The sequence below is a fragment of the Woronichinia naegeliana WA131 genome (genome assembly GCA_025370055.1).
In the GTDB taxonomy this organism is placed as follows: domain Bacteria; phylum Cyanobacteriota; class Cyanobacteriia; order Cyanobacteriales; family Microcystaceae; genus Woronichinia; species Woronichinia naegeliana.
On the sequence record CP073041.1, the window covers coordinates 3,438,947 to 3,452,660 of the forward strand.

Annotated in this window: 11 protein-coding genes and 2 pseudogenes; 4 read left to right on the forward strand and 9 right to left on the reverse strand. The window is 41.4% G+C overall.

Features of this window, described 5'->3' with window-relative positions:
* Window positions 1–43 precede the first annotated feature (43 nt).
* Window positions 44–1,642: an Hsp70 family protein gene (locus KA717_17400; GenBank protein UXE64132.1), complete on the forward strand. Its 1,599-nt coding sequence runs from the start codon at window positions 44–46 to the stop codon at window positions 1,640–1,642.
* A 724-nt stretch (window positions 1,643–2,366) separates the two neighbouring features.
* Here KA717_17400 and KA717_17405 read toward each other — a convergent pair.
* Window positions 2,367–3,281 carry an ISKra4 family transposase gene (locus KA717_17405; GenBank protein ID UXE64133.1) on the reverse strand — a complete coding sequence of 305 codons (915 nt, stop codon included), beginning with the start codon at window positions 3,279–3,281 and terminating at the stop codon, window positions 2,367–2,369.
* Window positions 3,282–3,444: 163 nt separating this feature from the next.
* On the opposite strand from KA717_17405, the gene KA717_17410 reads away from it, so the two are divergent.
* Window positions 3,445–4,557: an IS630 family transposase gene (locus KA717_17410; protein ID UXE64699.1), complete on the forward strand. Its 1,113-nt coding sequence runs from the start codon at window positions 3,445–3,447 to the stop codon at window positions 4,555–4,557.
* A 12-nt stretch (window positions 4,558–4,569) separates the two neighbouring features.
* Here the strand turns inward: KA717_17410 and KA717_17415 are convergent, their stop codons facing one another.
* The 7 genes and pseudogenes from KA717_17415 to KA717_17445 form a co-directional block, all read right to left on the reverse strand.
* Complete coding sequence (locus tag KA717_17415; protein ID UXE64134.1) at window positions 4,570–4,863, reverse strand: hypothetical protein; 294 nt, start codon at window positions 4,861–4,863, stop codon at window positions 4,570–4,572.
* 228 nt (window positions 4,864–5,091) lie between these two features.
* Window positions 5,092–5,556, reverse strand: a pseudogene (locus KA717_17420) (transposase).
* Window positions 5,557–5,713: 157 nt separating this feature from the next.
* Window positions 5,714–5,998, reverse strand: a pseudogene (locus tag KA717_17425) (hypothetical protein).
* A gap of 34 nt (window positions 5,999–6,032) precedes the next feature.
* Window positions 6,033–6,695, reverse strand: coding sequence for a hypothetical protein (locus KA717_17430; protein UXE64135.1), 663 nt, complete (start codon window positions 6,693–6,695; stop codon window positions 6,033–6,035).
* 378 nt (window positions 6,696–7,073) lie between these two features.
* Window positions 7,074–7,670: a type II secretion system GspH family protein gene (locus tag KA717_17435; GenBank protein UXE64136.1), complete on the reverse strand. Its 597-nt coding sequence runs from the start codon at window positions 7,668–7,670 to the stop codon at window positions 7,074–7,076.
* Window positions 7,671–7,822: 152 nt separating this feature from the next.
* The gene (locus KA717_17440; GenBank protein ID UXE64949.1) at window positions 7,823–8,404 is read right to left on the reverse strand and encodes a prepilin-type N-terminal cleavage/methylation domain-containing protein; all 582 of its coding nucleotides are present in this window, start codon (window positions 8,402–8,404) and stop codon (window positions 7,823–7,825) included.
* On the reverse strand, window positions 8,334–8,918 hold the full coding sequence (locus KA717_17445; GenBank protein ID UXE64137.1) for a prepilin-type N-terminal cleavage/methylation domain-containing protein: 585 nt from the start codon (window positions 8,916–8,918) through the stop codon (window positions 8,334–8,336). The genes KA717_17440 and KA717_17445 overlap by 71 nt, the downstream gene beginning before the upstream one ends.
* 464 nt (window positions 8,919–9,382) lie before the next feature.
* On the opposite strand from KA717_17445, the gene KA717_17450 reads away from it, so the two are divergent.
* Window positions 9,383–9,577 (forward strand): transposase, encoded by a 195-nt coding sequence (locus tag KA717_17450; GenBank protein UXE64138.1) that lies wholly within the window; start codon window positions 9,383–9,385, stop codon window positions 9,575–9,577.
* 17 nt (window positions 9,578–9,594) lie between these two features.
* Window positions 9,595–10,770 (forward strand): IS4 family transposase, encoded by a 1,176-nt coding sequence (locus KA717_17455; protein ID UXE64139.1) that lies wholly within the window; start codon window positions 9,595–9,597, stop codon window positions 10,768–10,770.
* 102 nt (window positions 10,771–10,872) lie between these two features.
* On the opposite strand, the gene secA is transcribed toward KA717_17455, so the two are convergent.
* Window positions 10,873–13,659 (reverse strand): preprotein translocase subunit SecA, encoded by a 2,787-nt coding sequence (gene secA / locus KA717_17460; protein UXE64140.1) that lies wholly within the window; start codon window positions 13,657–13,659, stop codon window positions 10,873–10,875.
* Window positions 13,660–13,714: the final 55 nt, after the last annotated feature.

A 13,714-nucleotide genomic window follows, 5' to 3' on the forward strand; every position in this document is an offset into this window, starting at 1 on the left:
ATTTTTCAATCATCATTTTTTTATCAACTATTGTCCTTTTCCTGTGTCCTACGCCATCGACTTTGGTACAAGTAATACTGTGATTGCCCGTTGGAATACAATTACCCAGCAGGCTGAGTCCTTAAAGTTAAAAGCTCTATCGGGGCAAATCTCTCCTAATCCTCCTTTAATTCCCAGTTGGGTCTATGTCAACAATGCCGCCTTAAATCAGATCTGGGTGGGGCAAGAAGTGGGCGATCGCGGTTTGGATCTGCGCGGTGATCAACGCTTTTTTCGCAGTTTTAAACGGGGAATTGGCTCTAAGATCCAGGGATTTTTACCGGAACTGGATGAAGTACCGATTTCCTTTGAGCAAGTGGGAACCTGGTTTCTAGATCGTCTAGTTCAAGAATTGGAGCAGGAAGAGGGTCAGAAAATTGATTCTTTGGTTTTGACCGTTCCCGTAGATAGTTTTGAAGCCTATCGTCACTGGTTAAGTCAACGTTGTCAGGCCTGGGGCATTGAACGGGTGAGCCTTTTGGATGAACCGACAGCAGTGGCTCTGGGCTATGAGGCAACCCAGGCAGATATTTTGCTAGTTGTCGATTTTGGGGGTGGTACAATTGATCTATCCCTTGTACAACTTAATAAATCCCAGAAGTCCGATTCTCCCCAGGGCTTTTTGTTAAAGTGGGGCGATCGCTTAATGGGAAATAGTTCAGGACAACGAGCCAAGTTAGCCCAGGTCATTGCCAAGGCTGGTTGTAATTTGGGCGGTACGGATCTAGATCATTGGATTCAGGATTATTTCACCCAAACTCAAGACCTACCTAGCTCGTCCCTCACAACTCGATTGGCAGAAAGATTAAAAATTGAACTCTCTAGGGAAGAATCTGCCACAGAAGTCTATTTTGATGACCAAAGTTTTGAAACCTGGGAGTTAACGCTAGATCGGGCTAGCTTGACGGAAATCCTACAGAAAAACCAATTATTTGAACAATTAGATGCCTTGATGAATCAGGTATTACAACAGGGTCGCCGCAGTGGCATTAGTCCTGAATCGATTGATCAAGTGCTTTTGGTGGGGGGAACGTCCCAAATCCCGGCTATTCAAACCTGGTTACAGAGCCATTTCGCGCCTGCTAAAATTCGCAGCGATCGCCCCTTTGAAGCCGTTGCCCTGGGAGCTTTGAAACTATTTCAGGGGCAAGAAATCCAGGATTTTTTGTATCATAGTTATGGCATTCGCTATTGGAACCGTCGTCAGAATTGTCATAGTTGGCATCCGATTATTAAGGCAGGCCAAGGCTATCCCATGCAGCAACCTTTAGAATTAACCCTCGGAGCTTCCCTCGAAAATCAGCCTAGTATTGAACTGATTATTGGGGAGTTAGGTTCCTCTTTAGGGGCGACTGAAGTTTATTTTGAAGGCGATCGCTTAGTGACTCGTTCTTTAGGCAATGAAGAATTTACGGTGCAACCCCTCAATGATCGCAAAGGCGCACGCACTATTGCTCAATTAGATCCTGCCGGTTTTCCTGGCCGCGATCGCATTAAAGTTCAATTTTGGATTGATGCCCAGCGTTTTCTCCGCATCTCTGTGGAGGATATCTTGCTACAAAAAAACTTGCTTGAGAATCAGATTGTCGCTCAACTAAGCTAGTTAAAATCAAATTAAATAATCTATCTAAGTAGCTGGACAGTGCGAAGTTCTAGGAAAATCAACGAGTTTACTAGGGTTTCAGCCCCCAACGTCCTTCACCCCTCTTCCAGACTCACAATCGCTGAAAGGCTTTCAATGCAAGGCTTTTAGGCATTTTGTCAAAATGTCTGACAGAGAACTTCGCACTCTCCAGTAAGTAGGTAGATCTTAAAATTTATAACCCATATTCCGTACTGATTAAGAGGAAGTAAAAAATAAACTCAGAAATAGCGACGGAATAGCTACAATCAAATTAACCAGTCAATCACCTTACAACCCATATTTCGTACTGATTTTGAAAAAATAAAAATAAAGTGAGAAATGGTAACGGAATAGTTAAAATCAAATAAGCGAATAAACCTCAAGAGAAAATGACTAAGTTAAGCGTTAAAAATCTGGACCATTTAGGGATAATCGCCAGCAATTCCAAATTCAAACGGTAACATAGGATACAGACACGATCTTGTTTTTATGAATATAAGAGATATTAACCTAATCTCTGAGTTTTTTTGCATTCCCCCCTCGAATCTCGGTCTCTTAGAGAGTCAGTAACCTGCAAACAAACTTGATCAATCACTAAATAGAGCATTACATTGATTCTAAATATTGGCATTAAACCCCTTGACCGTAAGCACTTCAGGGATTTTGTATGGGTGCGACCTTTAGTTGATAAAAGCTGTTGTAATCAGGGTTCTACAGGGAACCCATATTGATCAAGTTTTGCCCAAAATTGACTCCATCGTTCCTTCGTTAATACCAAAGCTCGTAGGCTCAAAATAATTCCTGCTCCTTTTTCCTTCCATCGCATCCCTGAACAACATAATCGTTGTTTGACCAACGTCTTACAAGCTGCTTCCGTAACACCTGAACCAATCGGATACTTTTTCTCTAAGTATTCAGCATAATCCATTTGATGCTGATGATTCTCGTAATAAGTAATCGCCGCTTGTAGTTTCTCGGTAAGATTCTTAGAATGACTTTTTTCTTCTTTGACTTCTTTCATCAGATTTAGCAGTTCTCCTGCTTTTCCTTTTTCATGCTTGAGTTCTCGACAATTTTTACTCAACCATTCTTTTTGTTTTGACACGGTATTCGGATGCAACGCTTCTGCCAAGGCACCTAAGTAACCAGAGGCATGATAGAAATCTAATATCTGTTCTTCCGTTTGCTTTTCTAAAAACTTCCAATTTGATTCTGCCCCGTCTGCTATCCCGACCAATGTTGCCTCTGGATAACGGTTTTTCGCTCGCTCAATTTCTTTTTCTAATCTTTCTAGAAAACTCTTTTTTCCATACTCTGGTGCCGCACCTAGATAGATTGTATGTTGACGTTCGCCTTCACTATCGTATAGGGAAACGGTTCCCACCATTGCTTCACGGTAGCCATCCTCACACATCAGCATACAGGTTCCATCTAATCCTATTCCCACTGTTGCAATTTGGCTATCCTCCTTGGGCGGGGCATAACTCCACGCTTCTTCTTTTGCCTGTACCACACTTCCTACTGCTTTACTCAATCTTTGGATATAGGATAGCGCTACTTTTCTACCATGATTTTCTAATAAATCATTTTTCATCTCTTTGCCTGCCATCCCTGACATTTTTGAGGATACCTGTTTTGCCAATAATGGCGTTGATGTTATGATTATCCTTGCTTCTCTTTCTAAGGGGCAATACGTTTTTCCTCCTACTGAACGCTGATAAGCTGTCATCACTCTAAGTGGATATAAGGTAGAATATATAGACTTACTTTTTTGTATGACTATGCTGACGTTAAACTTCTTAGACCAAAAGACCAAGAAAGAGCTACAAAAAGCCCTTAAAACGGAAGAGCACGCAGTTACAAGAGAGAGAATATTGATTATGTTACTGAGAAATGAAGGAAAAACGTATGATGAAATATCAGGATTATTAGGATGTTGCAAACGACAAGTATGGTACTGGTGTAATAATGGAAATCCGAAAGAGATAGAAAGCTTAAGAGACAAAAGAAAAAAAGGAAATCACAGGAAAGTAACAGAAGAATACATAGAGAAATTGACGGAGATAATAATGAAAGAGCCTGAAGAGTTTGGATATGAATTTGGACGTTGGACAGTAGCAAGACTATCAACTCATATGGAAAAAGAAACGGGTATATTGTTAGGAAATACACAACTTAGAAATATTCTTAAAAAAAAGAGATTTGTCTACATCTGGGCAAAATATAGTCTAGAAGATAAACAAGATGAGCAAAAAAGAGAGGAATTTAGAAAGAAATTTGAAGAGTACAAGAAGCTTTTGAAAGAAAAGCCAGAATCAATCCAGATATGGTTTTGGGATGAAAGTGGCTTCAGCTTAAGAGTAATACGGAGAAAACATTGGACAAAAAAAGGAAAGCGTAAAAAAGTGAGGGGAGATAGAAGAAAAGGAAGAGTCAATGTAATGGGTGGTATTAGATATACTGACAAAAAACGGTGGGTTGATTTGATTCCCACTGGTAACTCTCAGAACTTCAAGAGTGTATTATTAAAATTTTACAAAGACATACAAAGAGAATGGATAGAACAAGGAAATAAAAAAGAAGACTTTGAAAAGAATGGTCCGAAGATTGTGATTATTTTAGATAATGCGAGCTTCCACAAAAAGCAAGAAATTCTAGACGAGAGCACGGAAGAAATGCCAAACATTATTTTGGAGTTTTTACCCCCCTATAGTCCCGATTATAATTTAATGGAATTGGTATGGCATTCAGCCAAAGAATATATTGCAAATAAATTATTCAAATCAATTGAAGAATTAGAATCTCTCATCCATAAACTTCTTAATGAAGGTGGATTGACAATATGTTGGGGACGTAAAATCAAAAACAAGGGCTCAAGTATTATTGCAAGTTAAACTGATGACAGCTTATACATGACGATTCACTATAACCTCACCATAAGGTGTTTGATATTCTTTCGGTTGCTCTCCCTTACTCTTCCAGATTTCTTCACCGATTTTTAAGGGTGAACCATCTGTATCTAAATATTTCAAGGCTTCTTTGCTGGCGATGCAACCTACTTCGTTTAAGCCTTTTTGAATATTTATTTCTGTATCCAACATTGAACGACTGAGTTCTAATGTTAGTTCTATTTTTATCTTTGAACCCTCTACATTAATTAGTTTTGCTGTCATCATTGTTTCCTCTTTGTCACTTTTCATCTCATGTTAACACTTTTCTTTTCCTTCATCAACTAAAGGTCACACCCTTTTGTATCTTTAGCTACATTCTGAATCTGGAATTGCTGTCCTACAATACAGGGCAAACGCATCTAAATTCTAGACTCCTTATCTGATAAGACTTTCAGCATTTCATAAAAAATCAATCATGATCTCGGAAACCTTTATCCAGCCTACCTTTCAAAAATAAGATGCGTTCGCCCTGTCCTACAATATTCCTATATCCGTTGGATATTTTATATCGGCTGGTGTACAAGTCGCATCTAACAATAACTTACCTTCATTTTCTTCTTTTTTTTCTACTCCCTCAACCTTCTTTACCATTTCTTTATTGATTTTATTTGTTAATTCCATCCCTATTCTTTTACGAAAATTAACCATCGTTGATGCTTCAAACGGCTCCTCGCTACTGTAGCTCTCTATTCCGATAAAGTATTGTAAATACGGATTTTCTTTTATTTGCTCTACTGTTTCTCTATCACTTATTCCTAACCTTTCTTTAATGATTAATGCCCCTAATACTATTCTAAATGACTTCGCTGGTGCTCCTTTTTCTTCTTTGAAATTTTTAGTATATTCTCCTTCAAATTCCTCCCATGTAATCATTTTTGACATTTTTATCCAACGATTTTCTTCGTCCAATTTCTCCTCAAACAGGTTTTTGAAGTTTTCCAGTGTTTTTTCTGCGTACTGCCTTTTTTGCGATACATACTATTAAGGGGAGGGATGCAAAGTTTTCGGCTCATTTTAGCTTATTTTCCTACACCTTTGACATTGTTATTATGGCTATACTTTTTTCTCTATAAGGGTTTTAGCCTTTTTCAGCAAGCCCTAAATAAATAACGGTTTGATGTAGTTTTCTTTGGGGAAATTTGCGATAGAGCCGCAGGTAATAGTCGGCCATACGAAAAGGAATATTGGCATTAGGTTCGGTTTGAAATTCTAAAGGTAGGACAATTTCTGTAGATTCCAAAAAAATAATCGAATCAGCGCGAATCGGTTCAAGAGAAAGTTCGGATGGTTCAATTTTAGTAAGAGAAATTGGCTCTCCTAGTAACCAATTGGCAAAGTCGGCAGAGAAGTTTTCAGCTAGAAATTTACAGGTATTATCGAACATTATTACAAAATTTCTATCCTCAAGTAATCATAATTTATGGGACAGTTACAGTTGCCGAGCTTGTACCGCTAATCGTATAACCTGTACCCGAAGTAACACTAACAGTGAGACTATTACCTGAAGCCACCGTATTATTAGCCGTAACAACTAAGGTTTTAGAAGATTCCCCCGCCGCCATACTAACCGAAGAGCCAAGACCTGTGAATTTAGAATTTATCCCAGAGGGTGTGTAAGTAGGAGTGTAATTAAGCGTGATAGCATTACTTGTATCTCCCGCTCGACGAAAGGTGAACGTTACGTTACCACCTGTTCCTGCTGTCAGGGTGCTAGGGCTTACGGATACAGAAGCATCGCTAGGTGCTCTGACAAAGGTTTGAGTCACAATCTCATAGGTTGCCATACCTCCTAATCGAGAGGATGTATTAGGGTTGATCCATTGTGTTGTCTGGGCCTTACTAGTGTTAATATCCAATGCCGATGCGCTGAGATGAAGCTCAATCATTTTGTTTTTAGGATCAATGCAGACAAAAAAGCCCTTGGGCGTACCACTTGGGATTCGAGTCCAGGCACTCGGAGTAGTCGGACAGGTAGAACTTTGGGGTGCTTCAGCAATGAGATCAACCAATGGTTGAGGGTTTGTTGGCCATGAACCATAGGAACCATCTGAATTAAGGGCTGGGCCCCACCGATAGATCATATTTTTTCCTAGCCAGGGATCAGTCGTTGTGCCAATACAGTATATTACTGGAGCAGATTGTCCCGCGATATTGAGTCCAAGAATAGGAGTCTGAGTACCTGAATTACAACCTGTGGCCGTACCGAAACTGGTTAAAACTGAGTTTGCCATCTTTATTTCCTCAGTGATAAAGTCGGCCGCTCGATTAAGATTGTACTGAGTATCGCTGGCTATACTGGAGGCCGTATTTTCCCGTAGCATGACTACTGTGCCATAGCCTGCTGCACCTACCACCACTAAAGTCAGCATTGAGGCCATTATTAGTTCAATAAGAGTAAAGCCGGATCGCACTCTTTGATTAATAAGTAGATGATGATAGATTTTCATAAATATTAAGATTTATAACGATGATTTACAATTGTCCGAATAGTCACTGGTTGCATCGGTTACGGCTCCTGTATAAACACCACTTCGCATAATTCCCAGAGCAGAGATCACTAAACAGTATTTTGTACTGGTATTGGGAGAATGAATAATGATCGTTCCCCAATTATTTGTATTGCCTTTATAGGAAAAACGGATGCTTGCACTATTGTTTGCACCATTGAAGTTTTCTAACAAACTTAGATCGGTCAGAACAACTGTTTGACTTAGGCATCCTGCATAGGAATTACCTGCGACACTAGCAGCAACAGCGATGGAGGGAGAATTACTACCGGCGTTAACAGAAACCTTACATTCTTTTCCCATTCTAATCGCATTCCGTTGGGCTTCTTGTAAGGCTCCCTTTACTTGAGCGAGTCCTCCTTGTACTTTGTTTTTTGCAGCCATCGCCATCATGCTCGGTATGGCTAGAGAGGCTAAAACCCCAGCGATAACGGCAACGATCGCCAGTTCCAGCAGTGTCCAGCCTTGGGGATTAACTTGTTTTGGCTCTTGATAAACGATCGCTGGTTTGGGAAGCCAGCCTAGAGAATGGATTACTCTTATCATCATTGTTATAGATGCGAACTAAGCATGAAATTAAAATGAGTATATTCAATTCATACTTAGTTTTCAAGATGATGATTTAAAGATCTAACTTTTTTCTTACTTTCCTTCCCCAAAATGTCCTTAGAGAATTGACCATGCAGCAAAATACTAACGAACTAAAACGCTGTGCTGCAAGTGTTGTTGGTATAGGTTCCTGACCGCATAATACCAATACCGGCGGCAATGACAACACAACGTTGTTCGGTGGTTTTGGTAGAAGCCAAAATAACTGTCAGATTTGCAAAGTCGTTGGTGGAGTTACCTGGATTGCCTTTATAAGAGAACAAAACCGATGATGGCAGCCCCACAGGAGTAATCGTAGAACTCGTTGAAAATGGCCGAGTGTTGGCAGTGAGATTCATGCCAGAAGTAAGGGTGACAGGACTAGTAATACAACCGGCTGGACTCCCTGTTATCCCCATCCCCATAGAGGCGAAATTTACCGTACAAGCCGAACCATTTCTGATGGCTGCCCGTTGAGCTTCCTGAAAGGCTCCCTTAACCTGATTGGCACTGGATTGTAAGGAACTACGACCCATCATGCCCATCATACTAGGAATAGCAAGGGAGGATAAAATGCCAGTAATCACCGCAACAACGGCAATTTCAATTAATGTCCAACCTTGATTATGGACAGGCCATGGCCGCAGAGGGAATAATTTCTGTGTATAAATTCGCCAAGGTTCTAGTATTATCACTGGTTTCCCCTATAGTATAGTTAATCGTTAAAATTTGTGGATTTGGATCAGTCCCTGACGTATTACGAGTCATCGTATAAGATTTACCCATAATAGTCCTGTTCACTGGCGTAGTCGCATCTACTTTTGCCTCTAGTCTTCTCGCGAAACCAGCGTTATAAGTCGGCGTTGTCTGGGGGCAACAAGTGTTAGGAGTGCTAGAAGTGCTAGGAGTACAAGCTGTAACCCCACCAGATGGACTTGTATAAATCGCATCAGTTTCTGGCAAAACTGCTTGTGAACGTATATTTTCTAAATCTTGCTGAATCCAATAATTTGCTTGCGCTTGTCGTTCCGCCTTTACTTGCATCCAAACTGCCATCGTAATCCCGTTCAAGGCTCCCATCAGAAAAGCAAAAGATATCATCAGGGCCGCTAAAACCTCTAACATGGTGAATCCCTGATTGGGAAATGTGGAAGTTAGTAACAACTCTTTGAATGGCAAAAATTGAGCTTTTTTTTCATCAGGAAACATTAAATAGAGAGCGTGTCCGATAAAAATATTAACAGGATTCAGTAGCTCAGATAAAGGGAATCGTATATCTACTTAATAACTATTATCTTGGATAAAAAGTCTGGGTGACAAGAGTGCGTTAGAAAATTTAGTAAAATCTGTGTAAAAACAAGAGAATACTGAGTATTTTGACTAAGGAATTCCGTATTTTCTCAATGGTGTTTTCACTCCCATCAGAGTTAAGCTGTTTTTGCCTGGCGTTCTAACTCGGTAGATAGGTCAGTCTGACTTTTCCCGTTAAGTCCAAAATCCAGCAATGCAAACTTCTAGAGGCTTTATCTGGCAAGGGTTTGAGTAATGATTCTCTTGACAGGAAAAAAATATTCTGAAGCCATCATCCCGCTTATCGTTCAAATTTCAAAAACAAAGGATGAAGGGAGTATGAGACTGTAAAATGGAGAAAATCTTAAAGGGCAGGTCAAAAAATGTTGGAATGGTGGACAAAAAACTTTGCCAGTTGTGAATTGGGAGACGAGAGGCTAAACAATCGTGCCTTCTCGATTGGGAAAAAGTTAAGTGAGGGGTTTGGAAAAGCCTTATCAGAAGTGTTTAAGGGAGGAAACGAGTTAAAGAGGGCCTATGAATTTTTGGGAATCCGAAAACAGACTTTGTCAAGATAATAGAGCCGCACTGTGAAATGACAACTGCCGCCGTAGAAGAATATAAGATAATGCTATCAGTCGGAGATACGACCTTCTTAGATTATCGCAATATCAAGGAAAAAAGGGAAGGGTATGGGCCGACTGGAAAAGGAGGGAATGGATTAATACTGCATAGTGCTTTAGCAATTGAGCCAGAAAAAGGACAAGTATTAGGTTTATTATGGCAAAAACTGTGGAATAGGGAGGTAAAAGAAAAGCCCCCAACAGATGAAACGGCGAAGCAGAAAAAAGAAAGACAGAAAGAACAAAGAAAAGCAGCTCGTCAAAGACCATTTGAGGAAAAAGAATCCTACAAATGGGTAGAGGCTCTAAACACCTGTGAGAAACAGGTAGAAAGTTCAACGAGGGTAATTCATGTATTTGACAGAGAAGGAGATGTTTCAGAAGTCTTTGACTCAGTGCGTCAACTCAAGCATACAGGAGTGCTGGTCAGAGCGTCTCATAATCGTAGTTTAGACAAAAATAGTGAACGACTTTGGCAACATTTGGAATCAGAACCGATTCGTTTTCATCAAGAAATCGAGATTCCGAGTACAGGAAAAAGAAAAGCACGGAAGGTTAAGCTTGCCGTCCGATTTTGCTCAGTTAATCTACGAACTCCCTATCGTTTCGATAATCGTGACCCGTTGAATGTCTATGCTGTTTATGCGACAGAAATCGATTGTCCCGAAGGCGAAACTCCTTTATCTTGGATGCTTCTGACTACAGAAGTTGTTGAGACTATTGAGATGGCTGTCACTATTCTTCGTTGGTACACCTACCGATGGCGGGTTGAAGAATTTCATAAAGTCCTTAAGTCTGGTTGTCAGAGTGAGCGTTATCGACTTGCCTCTGATGGAATGAAAACTCTTTTGGGTTTTTTAAGTGTCATTGCTGTTGAACTTTTACACGTTACTTATCTTCATCGTACCCAGCCCGATGCTCTCGCGATTGAAATTCTTAATCCTCTTCAACTTCAGGTGTTAAAAGCAGCCGCCTCTCAAAAACTTCCCCCTATTTTGACTGTTGCTTGGGCTGTCGAGTCTGTTGCTTTTCTTGGTGGTTATCTTGAACATCGTCGTAAAACTCCTCTCGGTATCCAAGTCCTTTGGCGCGGTTGGTTGAAGTTGCATGACCTTTGCCAAGGCTGGCAGCTTGCAATCCGCACTTAACGGGAAAAGTCAGATAGGTCAGTCTGCGATCGCGGCAATAACTACGATCCAGAAAACCGATCCACAGATCTACCAGGTCTCTGTCACAGGAGAAAAGATCAACTAAACTGCCTGAGGCTGGGGCTGAGGCTGAAACTGGAAGAGAGAATAGACGACATTGCGACGAATATCAATCATCATCTCTAGGAACATTTCATAACCCTCCTGCTTGTATTCAATTAAGGGATCTTTTTGACCATAACCCCGTAAGCCAATCGATTCCCGTAAAGCTTCCATTGATTGCAAATGTTCGCGCCAGAGATTATCAATTTGTTGCAGAATAAAAAAGCGTTCGGCTTCTCGCATCAGTCCAGGACGAACTTGATCAACTTGATGTTCTTTGAGATCGTAGGCTTTACGAACTTCTTCATGGAAGAAAATTTTCATTTCGGGAACCGTCATGTCGCCCATATCTTCCACCGTCACATCTTCCAAAAGATAGATAAATTCCTTGGCTTTGTTAAGCATATTTTCCAAATCCCACTCTTCAGGTGGTAATTCCATATTAACGTAGGCATCCACAATTTCATCCATTGTTTTTTCGGCATAAACTAACACCTGCTCTTTAAGATCAAAGCCTTCTAAGACACGACGACGTTCCGCATAAATGGCTTTCCGTTGATTGTTCATTACTTCGTCATACTCGAAAACCTGTTTCCGAATATCGTAATAATAGGTTTCTACTTTTTTCTGAGCATTTTCCAAAGAACCAGTCAACATTCTTGATTCGATGGGCATATCCTCTTCCACTCGAAAAGCTTCCATTAAACCGGCTACGCGATCGCCGCCAAAAATACGCAGTAAATTGTCACCTAAACTCAGGAAGAAACGGGTAGAACCAGGATCACCTTGCCGTCCCGCCCGACCCCGCAACTGGTTGTCAATACGACGGGATTCATGACGCTCTGTACCAATGACGTGCAAGCCACCCAACTCAACAACTTCAGAGTGTTCCTTACTGGTAAATTTTTCGTATTCCTTGCGGATGAGATTGTAGGCTTCCCGTAGCTTTTGAATCACCAAGTCTTTTGTGGGAGCCTTTTCTGAAGCGATCGCCAATTTATCCTCAGCTTCTAATTCCGTTAAACTTTGCAAGCCGTACTCACTAACGGCTACCTTAACCGCTTCCTTCAGCACGATCTCCGCCTCTTTGGAAATCTGAGTGGGGAAAATTTCTGCTGATACTTGCCAGGTCTTTTTCTTGCCCGTTGCCCCAAAACCCTGGGGACGCTCCCGACCCCCAAAACCTATACCAGCAGTGGTTAACGAACTATCTTCAGGCTGGACAATTTGGGGCATAAAATACTCGCGGACTTTCAAGCGGGCCATATAGTCCGAGTTACCGCCGAGAATAATGTCCGTTCCTCGACCCGCCATGTTGGTGGCAATGGTGACAGCCCCCTTGCGACCGGCCTGGGCAATAATTTCTGATTCCCGTTCCACATTCTCTGGACGCGCATTAAGGATATTGTGGGGAATTTTCATGTCTGCCAATAAACGGGAAATGACTTCCGATTTTTCCACACTGGTTGTTCCCACCAAAATCGGGCGACCTTGTTGATGTAATTCTTCGCATTCCAGGGCGATCGCCTTCCATTTTGCCTCTTCATTTTTATAGACCACATCGGGCCAATCCTGACGACGAGAAGGGCGATTAGTGGGGGTGATTGTCACCTGCAAATTGTAAACTTTTTCTAATTCCGTTTCTTCGGTTTTAGCGGTTCCCGTCATACCGGATAATTTGGGATAAAGCAGAAAGAAATTTTGATAGGTAATGGTTGCTAACGTTTGACTTTCCCGTTGAATTTCTACCCGTTCTTTGGCTTCAATCGCCTGGTGCAGTCCATCACTCCAACGACGACCCATCATAATCCGTCCTGTAAATTCATCCACAATGACCACTTCATCATCACGGACGATATAGTTAACATCTTTGAGAAATAATTCCTTAGCTTTAACTGCATTGAAAATATAATGGGCCCAGGGATCATCCTTATCAAATAAGTCCTTAGTATTGAGTAATTGTTCTGCTTTTTCAAAACCTTCATCAGTCATGAGCACATTGCGTTGTTTTTCATCCACGTCATAATGTTCATCCTTAATGAGTTGGGCAGCGATCGCGGAGGCTTCCATATACTTTTCCGTCGGTCGTTCCACTTGACCCGAAATAATTAACGGGGTTCGCGCTTCATCAATTAAAATCGAATCCACCTCGTCAATCACACAAAAATTAAAGGGACGCTGTACCACTTCTACCATCGTCGTGGCCATATTGTCGCGCAAATAGTCAAAACCTAGTTCACTATTGGTTGTATAGGTGACATCACAGGCATAGTTTTTCTTCCGTTCTTCAGGAGTCATGCCCGATTGCACTAGTCCAACGCTTAAACCGAGAAAACGATGAATTTGCCCCATCCATTCCGCATCTCGTCGCGCCAGGTAATCGTTAACCGTGACCACATGAACCCCTTTGCCCGTTAATCCATTCAAATAGGCCGGTAGGGTTGCCACCAGAGTTTTCCCTTCCCCCGTCTTCATTTCCGCGATCTGGCCTTTGTGGAGAATGATGCCACCAAGTAATTGCACATCAAAATGGCGCATTCCTAGCACCCGCTTGCCTGCCTCTCGGACTACAGCAAAGGCTTCGGGGAGAATTTCATCTAAAATTTCCTCGGTTTCCTCATTGGTTTTAGCTTTTTCCAGTGCCTCCCGAAAAGCGACGGTTTTTTGCTTGAGTTCATCGTCACTCAATACCGCAATATCCTCTTCTAGCACGTTTACTTCGGCAACGTAGGGCTGGAATTTCTTGAGTTTGCGAGCGTTGGGATCACCAAATAGTGCTTTAAACATAGGAATTTTAGACGGTTTAGGCGTTTACGGTTCTGACTGGGGACGACTCCCTGTT

Excerpts from the sequence above, each read along its gene's own strand:
- KA717_17405 (UXE64133.1), bottom strand. The coding sequence starts at position 3,281 with ATGTCAGGGATGGCAGGCAAAGAGATGAAAAATGATTTATTAGAAAAT.
- KA717_17410 (UXE64699.1), top strand. The coding sequence starts at position 3,445 with ATGCTGACGTTAAACTTCTTAGACCAAAAGACCAAGAAAGAGCTACAA.
- KA717_17415 (UXE64134.1), bottom strand. The coding sequence starts at position 4,863 with ATGAAAAGTGACAAAGAGGAAACAATGATGACAGCAAAACTAATTAAT.
- KA717_17430 (UXE64135.1), bottom strand. The coding sequence starts at position 6,695 with ATGATCTATCGGTGGGGCCCAGCCCTTAATTCAGATGGTTCCTATGGT.
- KA717_17435 (UXE64136.1), bottom strand. The coding sequence starts at position 7,670 with ATGATGATAAGAGTAATCCATTCTCTAGGCTGGCTTCCCAAACCAGCG.
- KA717_17445 (UXE64137.1), bottom strand. The coding sequence starts at position 8,918 with ATGTTTCCTGATGAAAAAAAAGCTCAATTTTTGCCATTCAAAGAGTTG.
- KA717_17450 (UXE64138.1), top strand. The coding sequence starts at position 9,383 with ATGTTGGAATGGTGGACAAAAAACTTTGCCAGTTGTGAATTGGGAGAC.
- KA717_17455 (UXE64139.1), top strand. The coding sequence starts at position 9,595 with ATGACAACTGCCGCCGTAGAAGAATATAAGATAATGCTATCAGTCGGA.
- secA (UXE64140.1), bottom strand. The coding sequence starts at position 13,659 with ATGTTTAAAGCACTATTTGGTGATCCCAACGCTCGCAAACTCAAGAAA.